Below are 13,025 nucleotides of genomic sequence, written 5' to 3'. Positions count from 1 at the left end.
ACGGTAATCTTCTTGAGAAATCAGCCAGTTTCCATCCTTATCCTTTGTTAATTTGATTTCAGTATCAAAATCACCAGTAGTGAAAGGTGTATGAGCTAAGTTAGGGTCAACGTCACTGTAGGTTGAGAAATCTTTCTTGAATAGATGCTCAAAAATCCAGTAAGAAACCAATGTTTGGTAACGCTTGATGTCAACGTTTGAACCAGCTTGATTGTATTTACCTAGGTTATCAACACCTCCAATAAGAGTAGTGAGAACTTCCCTTGTAGATGAAGCCAATCCTTTAGAGTGTAACTTCTTAGAGTTGAAAGTAACAGTTGCTGTATTTCCTGATTCATCAACCTTCACATCTTTAACAGTGTAAGAACCGATATCTTGATATAATCTACGTCTCATCTTCAAGAAACCTGAAATGGTTTCTTCTGGAGTTTCTACAGGGAAATCTTTGTGCCATTGTACTGAGTATGTAGATGCAGGTGAAAGCCCTTCTTCTTTGATTTTTTCACTTGTTTGCACTGCAAAAATGGCCTCAGTCCATTTTTCATAGGTTTCACCATAAATTTTCTTGAATCGTGCAGAGTCGCTAGTGAGAACAGAGTCTAGGAGAATTTCAGCATCTTTTGTGACTTTCTCTTTAACTTCCGCTGCTTCATCCTTCTTCTCAACTTGTTCCGTTTTCTCTTTGTCATCAGAAGAAGCTTCAGATGACTGATTAGACAATGCAGAACATGCACCCAAGACAACTGTTGAGAGTGCTAAGATACTTAGTAACTTAATCTTTTTCATGTTTCACCTCTTTATGAAAAATTTACTCTTGGAGACCACCTCCAAGGATAGTTGTTTAGAAAAACACTGGGTTCATCTAACGGAGAATGGGGGATTCGAACCCCCGCGCCAGTTACCCGACCTAACGATTTAGCAAACCGTCCTCTTCAGCCTCTTGAGTAATTCTCCACTAACACACTAAAGTAATTGGATACAATTTGGAAAAAATCTACTGTATACCTGTTCATAATGGAGCCGGTGGGAGTCGAACCCACGTCCAAACACCTGCTAACATATTCGTCTACAACCATAGGTTATGTATTGTTTTAACAGTCCCTCGACACATAACTCAAGCCTAGGAACTGCGAGTCTATTAATCTCTTATCAAACCACTAGACAAGGCTTGATCGTATCTCGCTAATCATAAGACCTGTCATTGAACACGAGCAATCCAAATCAGGTCACGCCTGCTGGTTTTTAGGCAGCTAGAGCGTAAGAAGTGTTATTTTTTGCAGTTATATTTAACTGAGCGTTTACGTCGCCACACGGGTTGCAAAATATGCCTCATAATGCCTGTCGAATCCGTAACGACCCCAGGATGTTAGAACTATTATAACCTATCTTCAAAAAAAATGCAAAATCAAGCCAATTCTTTAGAACAGATACGTTTTCAAAGCATCTGATAATGCTTGATAACCGGCTACACTTAGATGGAGGCCATCCGTTGTATAGGCTGATTGAAGTTGCCCTTCTGAATCTGCCAAACTATCATAAATCGGCACAAAATCTACCTGCATATAGGCGGATGCTAGAGCCTCATAGGCTTGATTCCATTCTCTAATCTTTTCATTGGTTCGGATATAAACTGTCTGCTTGTATTCTTCTCCCTCATTGACTGGCAAAATGGAAAGGAGCTTTATTTGTGACAGCGGATAATCTCGGGCAATCGATTGGATTACACGCTCAAGATTATCCAAAGCATCATTCATGGGAATATCTTTTCCAATATCATTTGTTCCTATTAGGAGAACAATTTGATCGACAGCATCACCATAAAGATGGGCATCCAAATTCTCTAATAACAATCTCGTCTGGTAACCTCGGATGCCACGATTAACAATCGTCTTGGTAGTCCCGAGTAACTCTTGCAAAGGGTAGTATTCTACAATCGAATCGCCGATAAAAATCATATCTGGTTCTAGAACAGATACTTGATTCAATTCACGATACTTGGTTTGAATTTTTTCCTGCTCCTTTAAGAGCCAATTCTCTAATAACTGTACTGCCACCCTATCCCTCTTTCTCTAACCAATTCTCTAGAACTTGATAAACGCCCGCCTGGCTGTTAGCTGGAGCTAGGGCAGTTGCAACTGCCTTGGCCTCATCATCAGCATTTTCCATAGCATAGGCGATTCCAGCCATCTCCAACATCTCAACATCATTTTCGCTATCACCAAAAGCCATAATTTGTTCTGATGTCAAATCCCAGCGCTTGAGTAATTCTTCCAATCCCCAAGCCTTGTGAACCCCAGCCTGCAGGATATCGATACAGCCATAACCGCTAGAAACAGCCCTTACACGACCATCAAAGAGGTCATTGATTTCCTGCAAAACTGAACTAGAACGTTCTTCACCAACGACCATGCTCATCTTTAGAACTCCTCCAAAGAGGTCTGAGTTTAGCTCATCCACAAAATTTGTCCTTTGGTAAAGTTTTTCAATCATCTCTGGAGTCATAAATTTTTCCAGGTCTGTAAAAACCGTTCCTTCCTTGACAAAACTCCCATTCATACTGGTAACGACGAACTGATCTCGACACTCCCTCCCTTTAAAATGAACTAAAGCCTTGTCAACCATAGCATCATCCCAGGTCTGCGCTTGAATCAGTTTATTGTTTTCAAAAATACGCGCCCCATTGGCAACGACTAGAACTACTCTACTCGCCAAGTGTTCTAGTAATTGCCTCATACGGTGAACTTCATTCCCTGTCGCAATGACAAAACGGATATCCCTTTGATCCAGCTGATCTAAAATCTTTTCCAAGCGGGGCAGATCCAGCTGCCCCCTCTGGTCTAGCAAGGTTCCATCCATGTCTGTTGCAATCAATTTAATCGTCATCATATCTCCTTTAGGGTGAGCACCTACCACTTCAACCCTACATGTTCATTCATTTCTTTATAGGCCGTGTCAATTCGTTCCTTGGTCGCCTCGTCCAACTTGTCACGATGACTGCCTCCCTCGATGAAGTCCTCTAGGATATAGGTCTGATAGAGGAAAAGCGGATAGCCTTCTGGAGAGTAAATCCCTTTGGGTGTTCGATTGACCCAAGTAGGATGCGCTTTGGCAGCTTCAATCCTTGTCTTTCCATCTTTTTTCTTAATGGTCACATCCATGAGAACACCGCGCTCCGTCCACTTGGCATTTTCCTCATCTTGCATGGTTTCAATGCGTTGATTTGAGAGGAAATTCCCCATGGAATAGATGATCAGTTTTTTGTCACCATCTTTTTCAACCGTTTCAGCAGGTTCAACGACATGAGGATGCCCTCCAAAGATAATATCTGCTCCCCAGTCAATCATCTTATGGTACAGTGTTTTCTGTTCTTCCGTTGGTTCTAGCTGGTACTCAATTCCCATCTGAGGCATGATGACAGTAATATCCGCCTCCTTCTCTGCACGCTCGATTTCTGCCTTCATCTTATCTTCATTCAAATCAGAAAGATAGCGATTATAGTCCTCTTGAGAGATATACTGCTCAATGCCATTAAAACCGTAAGAATAGGCTAGGAGAGCTACCTTGATACCATTGACTTCCTTTATGACTATAGGGGCTTGGTCTCGGGATTCATGCGTGTAGACTCCGATGGGTGTCATTCCAGCCTTTTCAATAGCTTGAGCCGTTGAAACCACTCCCTCAATTTGAGAATCCAAAATATGATTATGAGCCAAGTCTAGAACTTGGTAGCCTGCATCCTTGATCGCATCCATGACTTCTCCTGGTGCATTAAAGAGAGGATAACCTGCCAAATAGTGGTCCTTGTTCACCGTTCCTTCAAAGTCACCAATCACCAAATCCGCTTGTTTGAGCCAGGGTTTTACATACTCAAAATTTTCATGGAAATCATAGGTCCCATCTTCTTTAAGAGCTGTTCGGTAGATAGGGATATGATAAAGAAGGTCACCATTTGCCATGATACGTGCCGTTGTTTCACCAGACTGATCTTCCTTGGATTGACCAGATGTACTAGCAGAATCAAGAGTTTGGCTACCAGGGCTTGTTCCCTTACTACCTTGTACTGCTAGAACTAATAAGTTTCCCCCCATGGATAAGGCAACTGCAAGCAATAACACAATAATAAACTGGGCATTGGTCCAGGATTTATAATTCTGAAAGAAATCCACACTAGTTCTCCACATCCCATAAAGAGAGCCCTGAGACCATCTATCTTGTCGCTTTTCCATCTTTATTCCCCCTTGTCTTTTGGTGCAAGTCTTTTCTTTTATTATACCACAGACAAAAGAGGAATACCGTTTATTATATTATTTTTTAGGAACTTCTGCGACTTTCTTTCTCGCCTATTTTGTGTTATCATGTAGAGGTAATGAAAGGAGAGAAAATGTCTGCAATAGAACGTATTACAAAAGCTGCTCACTTAATTGATATGAACGATATTATCCGCGAGGGGAATCCGACACTTCGCGCAGTTGCTGAGGAAGTTACTTTCCCACTGTCTGACCAGGAAATCATCCTTGGTGAAAAGATGATGCAATTCCTCAAACATTCCCAAGATCCTGTTATGGCTGAAAAGATGGGACTCCGCGGTGGAGTTGGATTGGCCGCTCCCCAGCTGGATATCTCAAAACGCATTATCGCCGTTTTGGTCCCAAATATTGTAGAAGAAGGTGAAACTCCTCAGGAAGCCTACGATTTGCAAGCTGTTATGTACAATCCAAAAATTGTCTCTCACTCTGTTCAGGACGCTGCTCTTGGCGAAGGAGAAGGTTGCCTTTCTGTTGACCGAAACGTTCCAGGCTATGTTGTCCGTCATGCCCGTGTCACTGTTGATTACTTTGACAAGGATGGCGAAAAACACCGAATCAAGCTCAAAGGTTACAACTCTATCGTTGTCCAACATGAAATTGATCATCTAAACGGAATCATGTTTTACGATCGTATCAATGAAAAAGATCCATTTGCTGTTAAAGATGGTTTACTGATTCTGGAATAAAGAAAATCCCGTTGCAAGACGGGGTTTTGTGTTATAATAGATGCATGAAAACAAATGATATTGTCTATGGCGTCCATGCCGTTACTGAAGCCCTCCTTGCAAACACTGGAAATAAACTTTACCTCCAAGAAGATCTTCGAGGTAAGAATGTTGAGAAAGTCAAGGAACTGGCTACAGAAAAGAAGGTATCCATTTCTTGGACTTCAAAAAAATCCCTCTCTGAGATGACTGAAGGCGCTGTCCACCAAGGTTTTGTTCTACGAGTGTCCGAATTTGCCTATAGCGATCTGGATCACATCCTTTCCAAAACACGACAAGAAGAAAATCCTTTGCTATTGATTCTGGACGGGTTAACTGACCCCCATAATTTAGGTTCTATCTTAAGGACTGCTGATGCGACCAATGTTTCAGGTGTCATTATTCCCAAGCACCGTGCTGTCGGAGTGACTCCTGTCGTTGCCAAAACGGCCACAGGTGCTATTGAGCATGTACCGATTGCCCGAGTGACCAACCTCAGTCAAACCCTAGACAAACTCAAGGCTGAAGGCTTCTGGACCTTTGGAACGGATATGAACGGTACCCCTTGCCACAAGTGGAATACAAAAGGGAAAATCGCCCTCATCATCGGAAATGAAGGAAAAGGCATCTCCAGCAACATCAAAAAACAGGTCGATGAAATGATTACTATTCCCATGAATGGGCATGTTCAAAGTCTCAATGCCAGTGTCGCTGCAGCCATTCTCATGTACGAAGTTTTCCGAAACCGACTATAAAAAAAGTTTCCAATCACTTGATTGGAAACTTTTTTCTTAACTATGTTCTGTAATAAATTTGTAGGCTTCTTGACCAGCGATAGCCCCATCTCCAACTGCTGTTGTTACTTGGCGAAGGTCTTTCTGGCGAACATCCCCAACCGCAAAGATACCGTCAACTCCAGTTTTCATGTGGTTATCTGTCACAATCCAGCCTGCCTGGTCTTGAATATTCAATTCTTTAACAAAATCGCTAACAGGATCCAAACCAACATAGATAAAGACACCACCGAAGGCTTGCTCTGTCACTTGACCCGTTTTTACATTTTCAAATACGACAGATTCTACTCGGTTTTCACCTTTGATTTCCTTGACAACAGAATCCCAGATAAAGTTGACTTTCTCATTTGCAAAAGCACGGTCTTGCAAAACCTTTTGGGCACGAAGTTCATCTCGACGGTGAACAATAGTGACGGACTTGGCAAAGCGAGTCAAGAAGAGAGCTTCTTCTACCGCTGAATCTCCACCACCAACTACGAGCAAGTCTTGATCACGGAAGAAAGCTCCATCACAGACCGCACAGTAAGAAACACCTCGACTGTTCAGTTCTTCTTCTCCGGTAACTCCCAAAAGACGGTGTTTAGAACCAGTTGCTACAATGACAGTACGGGTTTCGTAAACTTGATCATCAGTGATTACCTTCTTAAAGTCACCCTTGTCTTCAATGTTTTCAACATAGCCATAAAGATGCTCCACTCCAAGGTTTTCAAGTGGTTCAAACATCTTTTCAGCCAATTCAGGTCCACTGATATTAGCATAACCTGGATAGTTTTCAATATCAGATGTGTTATTCATTTGCCCTCCTGGCAGACCACCTTCAATCAAAGCCACTTTCAGATTGCTTCGAGCAGCATATAAGGCAGCGGTCATTCCCGCAGGTCCAGCACCGACAATAATCGTATCGTACATTTCTATTCCTTCTTTCTTGTTGTAACTATCTTTATTCTAACTCATTCTTGCTAGTCACGCAAGGATTATGCCTTGAAAACCAAGAGCAAACTCATGACGGCAAAGGATAATACCGGAACGACCAAAACTCCAATCATAATCATATCATAGAGATGAGCTTGGCGAGCTTTGGCTGTCTTGTCCACACCAGACATGGCTCTCAATCCGATCCAAATCCCCAGAAAAATCACGACAAGGATGGTCGTTAAGATCAAACTCTCGAAATACAAAGAAAATAGATGCAGTAGCATGATCTCTCTCGTTTCTATCTTTTTTAAAGAGTAAACTCAGCTAGTCCAACTAACTGAGTTTTCCTTTTTCTATTATATCAAATATAAGTCCGTTTGTAACTAGCGAAGAATTCTTTTGTTCGTTCTTCTTTCGGATGATTGATGATTTCATCCGGTGTACCAGACTCGATGATTTTCCCTTTATCTAGGAATAGAACCTTGTCTGCCACTTGGGCTACAAAAGACATATCGTGACTGACCAAAATCATGGTCTGACCTGACTTGGCAGCATCTGCAATAGACTTTTCTACTTCACCGACCAATTCTGGGTCGAGTGCCGACGTTGGTTCGTCCAAGAGCAAGACATCTGGTTTCATAGCAAGCGCACGCGCGAGGGCAACCCGTTGCTTTTGTCCACCTGATAAGTGGCGAGGGTAATGGTTTTCACGGTCAGAAAGACCAACCTTGGCCAACTCTTCCTTGGCGATTTTTGTTGCTTCCTCGTCCGATAATTTTTTAACGACAACCAAACCTTCCCTGACATTGTCAAGAGCTGTTCGGCGTTCAAACAAATTAAACTGTTGGAAAACCATAGACAACTTGCGACGAAGGGTTAGGATCTCTTCTTGGCTAATCTTAGAAAAATCAACTTTAAAATTGTCAATCTGAATCGTTCCACTATCTGGAGTTTCAAGGTAATTCAAACTACGAAGAAAGGTTGATTTCCCAGCTCCAGATGAACCAATCAAAGCCACTACCTCACCTTTTTGAATATCCAAGTTCAGATGATTCAAGACTGTCTGTCCTGAAAAGGATTTGCTTAAATTCGAAATCTTAATCATTAACGAAGGTCTCCTTTCACATCTGTAGATACTGTATCCGGCGCTGAGATAGCCATTTTTCTCTCGATGAAACGGCCGAGGCTTTCAATTCCGATATTGACCACCCAGTAAACGAGAGCAACAGAGATAAAGCGCTCAAAATAGCGGTAATCTGCTCCACCTAAAATCTGAGCTTGGGCAAAGACCTCCACAACACCTGCGCTAAAGGCTAGAGAAGTTCCCTTGGTCAAACCGATAAGGGAATTAATCAAAGTCGGTGTCGCTACCACCGCTGCATTTGGAATAATCACGCGACGGTATACTTGCGCACGAGTCATCCCCAGACTGCGTGCCGCCTCAATTTCACCTGGATTAACAGAAAGGATGGCCGCACGAATCGTTTCACTTGCATAAGCCGCCTCATTAAAAGCAAAGGCCACAATCGCAAAAAGCGCTGCTGGAATCGCATTGATATTGAGACCAGTTCCCCATTGTTGGTTGATAGCTTTCAGTGCTAAAGGAATTCCGTAGTAGGTCAACATAAGTTGAACTAGGATTGGGGTACCTTTTAAGAAGCTGACGAAAAAGGCCTGCAAGGGATATAAAATCCTAACACGATTGATCTTAACAATGGCAAAAATCAGGGCAAGTAGCAAACCAAAGAGTGCACCTCCAAGCGTCAACATCAAGGTTGTAGGCAGTTGTTGGACAATCCTTGGAATTCCATCAAAGACCGAACGCAAACTAAAGAGCTTACCATCCGGAATGAATTGCATCAAACTTTGGTACCAATCTGATGCTAAAAATGTTGTAACAGTCATAAAAACATCCTCTCCTGATAATGATTCATTCTATCATACTTCTGCTCGCAAGCAAATTATTTGCTACGGGCTGATCAGACTTTGTCTATCTTCTAGTTTATCACACTTTAAAACAGGGAGGCTATATATTTTACCTATCAAGGAGATAAATAAAAACTATCTCAAACCTAAGTTCTCATAGGGTTTTCTATAGCCGATTTGTTTAACAGCACCATTCTCCACCAAAATTGGACGTTTCAATAACATACCATCACTGGCTAGAAGCTTGGCTGCTTCTTGTTTTGACAAACTTCCCACCTTATCTTTCAAGCCCAGTTCGCGGTATTTGATCCCGCTGGTATTGAAAAATTGTTTCACTTCAAAACCGGAAGTTTCCAACCAGTCCAAAATCACGTCTTCACTTGGTGTTTCTTCTACGATGTGGACAGCTTTATAGTTCACACCGAGTTGGTCTAGTTCATTTTTTGCTTTCTTACAAGTTGAACATTTTGGGTATTCGATAAATTCTAACATCTTCTTTTCTTTCTATTTTTTATTTTCTTGAAATGCTGCACCTTCATGTTGCAAGAGCCAGGCTTTCTTTTCGACTCCCGATGCATAGCCTGTCAAACGATTGCCTGACCCCAGCACACGATGACAGGGTACGAGGATGGACCAAGGATTACGCCCCACTGCTCCGCCAATCGCTTGGGCAGAAGCTACTTGCAAGTCTTCCGCTATTTGTCCGTAAGTTACTGTTTGTCCATAAGGAATGGCCTGTAAATAAGCCCAGACCCGCTTTTCAAAATCCGTTCCAATAGGAGCCAAAGGTAAGTAAGATAGGTCCTGAACACTGCCTTCGAAATAGGTATCTAAATAGGAAATAACTTGCTCTAATACAGGATGGCTAGCAACTTCTTCTATCGTTTCATCCCCTAATCCCCTCTCAAAATGGGTTTGGTCCTGTACCCAAATTCCATACAGATATTGCTCGTCAGCAACTAAGGATAAGGTTCCAATTGGCGACGGGTAGAGCATTTTTGTGTACTTATTCTGCTTCATTTTTTTAATTTCTGATAGGCCAAACGTTCCCCATCAACTGGAACTTTACCAACCTGTTGGAAGCCTAGCTTTTCAAAGATATGCTGCATGACCTTGTTTTCTGCATGCGTATCTGAACGAAAATCTAGATAATCAAAACCTTCAATCAAGCCTTCTAGGAAAGTCTGAGCAACACCTTGTCCTTGGACATCTGCTGCCACAGCGATACGGTGCAAGACCAGATATTCTGATTCTCCCCCCTGCCAACTTCCTTCATAAATGGCTTCATAGGCTTTCTCTGGACTCTTGGTCACAGCAGCATAGGCTAGTAGTTCTCCTTCTTCCAAGGCCACATAGGCTTGACCTGAGATGATATCATCGATAATGATGTCGGCATTTGGATAGCCATTTTGCCACTGGTCGCTACCAGACTTGGCTAAGCACTTTTTAGCATCCTCCATCACCTGCATAATGGCATCTACTTCGTTTGGAAAAGCTAAACGAATCTCCATCTTTTCCCCTCATTTCTAACTAGTTTCTCTCATCATAGCATAATTTAAAACTTTCTACAAGCAGTTGAAACTTGACTTTTGTTTTTTATTATTTTATAATCTAGTTATTAAAACTAGATAAAAAGGAGTTGGAAATGAATTCTAACTTTTCCTACCCAAAATGGGAAGACATTCCGAACATTGACCTCTATCTGGATCAGGTTTTGCTTTATGTCAATCAAGTCTGTGCCCCTATCTCTCCAGATAAGGACAAGGGGCTAACAGCATCCATGGTCAATAACTATGTCAAACATGGTTACCTGACAAAGCCAGACAAGAAAAAATACCAACGCAAACAGATTGCCCGTTTGATTGCCATCACTACTCTCAAGTCTGTCTTTTCAATCCAAGAAATCGCTCAGACCCTCAATACTCTGCAAACTCAATCGAGCTCAGACCAGCTCTACGACGCTTTTGTAGACTACATGAACCATGGGATTGATCCAAAAAACCCTATTATCCAAACCAGCTGTCAAACGGTTAAACTCTATCATCAAACTCTAGACTTAATCCTTATCAAAGAAGAGGAGGAAATCCAATGAATACCAGTCTAAAACTCAGTAAAAAGCTCAGTTTTGGAGAGGAAATTGCTAATAGTGTGACCCATGCTGTGGGTGCCGTTATCATGCTCATCCTACTCCCTATTTCATCCACCTATAGTTATGAAGCACACGGGTTTTTATCATCCTTTGGCGTCTCTATTTTTGTTATCAGTCTCTTTCTCATGTTCCTCTCGTCAACCATTTACCACTCTATGGCCTATGGTTCGACCCACAAATACGTCTTGCGAATCATCGACCATTCTATGATTTACGTGGCTATCGCAGGCTCTTATACGCCGGTCGTATTGACTTTGATGAATAACTGGTTTGGCTATCTGATTATTGCCATTCAGTGGGGAACGACCATCTTTGGCATCCTCTATAAAATCTTTGCTAAAAAGGTCAATGAGAAATTCAGCCTTGCCCTTTACCTGATCATGGGCTGGTTGGTTCTGGCTATCATTCCTGCCATTATCAGTCAAACAACGCCAATTTTCTGGAGTCTTATGGTAACTGGTGGACTCTGTTATACAGTTGGAGCTGGATTTTACGCTAAGAAAAAACCTTATTTCCACATGATTTGGCATCTCTTTATCCTAGCGGCATCTGCACTCCAATACATCGCCATTGTTTATTACATGTAAAAAAGTTGAGAATCTTTTCTCAACTTTTTTCTTTACACATATTGATAAAATACTGGTGCAAGCGAGCATCATCTGTCAATTCTGGATGAAAAGAAGTTACCAGCATATTTTTTTCTTGGGCTGCAACGATTTGATCATCAACTGTTGCTAAAACTTCCACACCCTCTCCAACACTGCTGATAATCGGACCACGGATAAAGGTCATGAAAATCTGACCGACTCCCTTACATTCTGCCTCTGTATAAAAACTTCCTAGTTGCCGCCCATAGGCATTGCGCTCAGCTACTATGTCCATAGTCGCTAGATGACTTTCTTCCTGAGAAGTGATTTCCTTAGCCAGCAAAATCAAGCCTGCGCAAGTACCAAAAACTGGAAGGCCAGATAAAATAGCTTCTCGGATGGGAAGCAACATCTGTTGGTCACGCAAGAGCTTGCCCATGGTTGTAGACTCACCGCCAGGTAATATCAAACCCACCAAGTCACTCTGATGCTGTTGAAAATCGTCTAAATTTCTGATTTCAACACTAACAACACCTAACTTTTCTAGCACTTTAGCATGTTCTTCAAAGGCACCCTGCAGGGCTAATATTCCGATTTTCATCTATTTTCCTCGCTCTGCCATAAGAATTTTGATTTCATTCTCATTGATACCAACCATGGCTTCCCCTAGATCTTCAGAGATTTGAGCTAGAATTTGAGGATTTTTGTAGTTGGTTACGGCCTTAACAATAGCACTTGCTCGTTTAACAGGATCTCCTGACTTGAAAATACCTGAACCAACAAAAACACCCTCTGCCCCCAGTTGCATCATCAGCGCAGCATCTGCTGGCGTTGCCACACCTCCAGCTGCGAAGTTTACAACTGGCAATTTTCCATGTTCATGAACGTATTGGACCAATTCAACAGGAACCTGGAGTTCTTTTGCTGCGACATAGAGTTCATCTTCGCGTAGATTTTGAATACGGCGTATTTCTTGATTCATCATGCGCATATGACGAACGGCTTGAACGATGTCTCCTGTACCCGGTTCTCCTTTTGTCCGAATCATGGAAGCTCCTTCAGCGATACGACGCAAGGCTTCACCCAAGTCCTTAGCTCCACAGACAAAAGGAACTTGGAATTCCTTCTTGTCCACATGGAAACGGTCGTCTGCTGGAGACAGCACTTCACTCTCATCGATATAGTCAATCTCAATAGCCTCTAAAATCTGAGCTTCAACAAAATGCCCAATTCTAACCTTGGCCATCACTGGAATGCTGACCGCTTCTTGGATTTCCTTAATCATCTTTGGATCACTCATACGGGAAACCCCACCAGCTGCACGAATATCAGCTGGAATTCGCTCCAAGGCCATAACAGCTGCCGCACCAGCAGCCTCTGCGATACGAGCCTGTTCAGGGTTCTGAACGTCCATGATAACCCCACCTTTGAGCATCTGTGCCAAGTTTTTATTTAGTTCATAACGATTTTCAGTCATTTCTTAATCCTCATCATTTGTATTGGTAGCTACCATTTCATTTTAAGCCAGATTAGAATGAAGTACAAGATAGAAAAAGGATAATTGTGTGGGTACAGATTGACACTCAATGAAAATCAAAGAGCAAACTAGGAAGCTAGCCGCAGGTTGCTCAAAGCACTGCTTT

General features: G+C 42.2%; 17 protein-coding genes, 1 tRNA gene and 1 other RNA gene. 4 read left to right on the top strand and 15 right to left on the bottom strand.

All coding sequences use genetic code 11. The features are described 5' to 3' along the window. The 6 genes from GMD6S_RS06795 to GMD6S_RS12275 all read right to left on the bottom strand — a co-directional run. On the bottom strand, positions 1–786 hold a 786-nt coding region (locus GMD6S_RS06795; RefSeq protein WP_000721416.1), incomplete at its 3' end, for a hypothetical protein. 80 nt (positions 787–866) lie between these two features. Continuing rightward, a tRNA-Ser gene (locus GMD6S_RS06790) sits at positions 867–954 on the bottom strand. A gap of 58 nt (positions 955–1,012) precedes the next feature. Continuing rightward, positions 1,013–1,360, bottom strand: a transfer-messenger RNA (tmRNA) gene (ssrA, locus tag GMD6S_RS12280). A 58-nt stretch (positions 1,361–1,418) separates the two neighbouring features. Continuing rightward, complete coding sequence (locus tag GMD6S_RS06785; protein ID WP_000290638.1) at positions 1,419–2,054, bottom strand: SGNH/GDSL hydrolase family protein; 636 nt, start codon at positions 2,052–2,054, stop codon at positions 1,419–1,421. 1 nt (position 2,055) lies between these two features. After that, positions 2,056–2,883, bottom strand: coding sequence for a Cof-type HAD-IIB family hydrolase (locus GMD6S_RS06780; protein ID WP_000152922.1), 828 nt, complete (start codon positions 2,881–2,883; stop codon positions 2,056–2,058). A gap of 23 nt (positions 2,884–2,906) precedes the next feature. Beyond that, complete coding sequence (locus GMD6S_RS12275) at positions 2,907–4,226, bottom strand: CapA family protein (protein ID WP_000415553.1); 1,320 nt, start codon at positions 4,224–4,226, stop codon at positions 2,907–2,909. Positions 4,227–4,381: 155 nt separating this feature from the next. Between GMD6S_RS12275 and def the strand changes: the two genes are divergently transcribed. Continuing rightward, entirely contained in the window at positions 4,382–4,993 is a 612-nt protein-coding gene (gene def, locus GMD6S_RS06765) for a peptide deformylase (protein WP_001272959.1), read from the top strand. Between the two features lie 44 nt (positions 4,994–5,037). Next, positions 5,038–5,766, top strand: a complete 729-nt coding sequence (gene rlmB / locus GMD6S_RS06760) for a 23S rRNA (guanosine(2251)-2'-O)-methyltransferase RlmB (RefSeq protein ID WP_000855737.1) — start codon at positions 5,038–5,040, stop codon at positions 5,764–5,766. A gap of 36 nt (positions 5,767–5,802) precedes the next feature. Here rlmB and trxB read toward each other — a convergent pair whose 3' ends face one another. The 7 genes from trxB to GMD6S_RS06725 all read right to left on the bottom strand — a co-directional run bounded on the left by trxB (position 5,803) and on the right by GMD6S_RS06725 (position 10,157). Next, positions 5,803–6,714 carry a thioredoxin-disulfide reductase gene (gene trxB / locus GMD6S_RS06755; protein WP_000272343.1) on the bottom strand — a complete coding sequence of 304 codons (912 nt, stop codon included), beginning with the start codon at positions 6,712–6,714 and terminating at the stop codon, positions 5,803–5,805. Positions 6,715–6,779: 65 nt separating this feature from the next. Further along, complete coding sequence (locus GMD6S_RS06750) at positions 6,780–7,004, bottom strand: DUF4059 family protein (protein ID WP_000924294.1); 225 nt, start codon at positions 7,002–7,004, stop codon at positions 6,780–6,782. Positions 7,005–7,081: 77 nt separating this feature from the next. Further along, entirely contained in the window at positions 7,082–7,825 is a 744-nt protein-coding gene (locus GMD6S_RS06745) for an amino acid ABC transporter ATP-binding protein (RefSeq protein WP_000590995.1), read from the bottom strand. Further along, positions 7,825–8,625: an amino acid ABC transporter permease gene (locus GMD6S_RS06740; protein WP_000219156.1), complete on the bottom strand. Its 801-nt coding sequence runs from the start codon at positions 8,623–8,625 to the stop codon at positions 7,825–7,827. The genes GMD6S_RS06745 and GMD6S_RS06740 overlap by 1 nt, the downstream gene beginning before the upstream one ends. A gap of 156 nt (positions 8,626–8,781) precedes the next feature. Then, a complete protein-coding gene (locus tag GMD6S_RS06735) occupies positions 8,782–9,138 on the bottom strand; it encodes an arsenate reductase family protein (RefSeq protein WP_000889079.1) in 357 nt (118 codons plus the stop codon). A 12-nt stretch (positions 9,139–9,150) separates the two neighbouring features. Further along, the gene (locus tag GMD6S_RS06730) at positions 9,151–9,666 is read right to left on the bottom strand and encodes a methylated-DNA--[protein]-cysteine S-methyltransferase (protein ID WP_000812481.1); all 516 of its coding nucleotides are present in this window, start codon (positions 9,664–9,666) and stop codon (positions 9,151–9,153) included. Continuing rightward, positions 9,663–10,157: a GNAT family N-acetyltransferase gene (locus GMD6S_RS06725; RefSeq protein ID WP_000405848.1), complete on the bottom strand. Its 495-nt coding sequence runs from the start codon at positions 10,155–10,157 to the stop codon at positions 9,663–9,665. The genes GMD6S_RS06730 and GMD6S_RS06725 overlap by 4 nt, the downstream gene beginning before the upstream one ends. Positions 10,158–10,291: 134 nt before the next feature. On the opposite strand from GMD6S_RS06725, the gene GMD6S_RS06720 reads away from it, so the two are divergent. Together GMD6S_RS06720 and trhA are read left to right on the top strand one after the other, a co-directional pair. Continuing rightward, positions 10,292–10,738 (top strand): DUF1836 domain-containing protein, encoded by a 447-nt coding sequence (locus tag GMD6S_RS06720; RefSeq protein ID WP_001087580.1) that lies wholly within the window; start codon positions 10,292–10,294, stop codon positions 10,736–10,738. Next, on the top strand, positions 10,735–11,382 hold the full coding sequence (trhA, locus tag GMD6S_RS06715) for a PAQR family membrane homeostasis protein TrhA (RefSeq protein ID WP_001097972.1): 648 nt from the start codon (positions 10,735–10,737) through the stop codon (positions 11,380–11,382). Before GMD6S_RS06720 ends, trhA begins: the two co-directional genes overlap by 4 nt. A 19-nt stretch (positions 11,383–11,401) precedes the next feature. Here trhA and pdxT read toward each other — a convergent pair whose 3' ends face one another. Both pdxT and pdxS read right to left on the bottom strand, forming a co-directional pair. Next, positions 11,402–11,983, bottom strand: a complete 582-nt coding sequence (gene pdxT / locus GMD6S_RS06710; protein ID WP_000689966.1) for a pyridoxal 5'-phosphate synthase glutaminase subunit PdxT — start codon at positions 11,981–11,983, stop codon at positions 11,402–11,404. Next, positions 11,984–12,859 carry a pyridoxal 5'-phosphate synthase lyase subunit PdxS gene (gene pdxS, locus GMD6S_RS06705; protein WP_000138527.1) on the bottom strand — a complete coding sequence of 292 codons (876 nt, stop codon included), beginning with the start codon at positions 12,857–12,859 and terminating at the stop codon, positions 11,984–11,986. Positions 12,860–13,025: the final 166 nt, after the last annotated feature.

It is taken from the genome of Streptococcus sp. GMD6S (assembly GCF_000297015.1).
The sequence above is the reverse complement of the archived record's forward strand: the minus strand, read 5'-3'. Positions and strand labels throughout refer to the sequence as shown.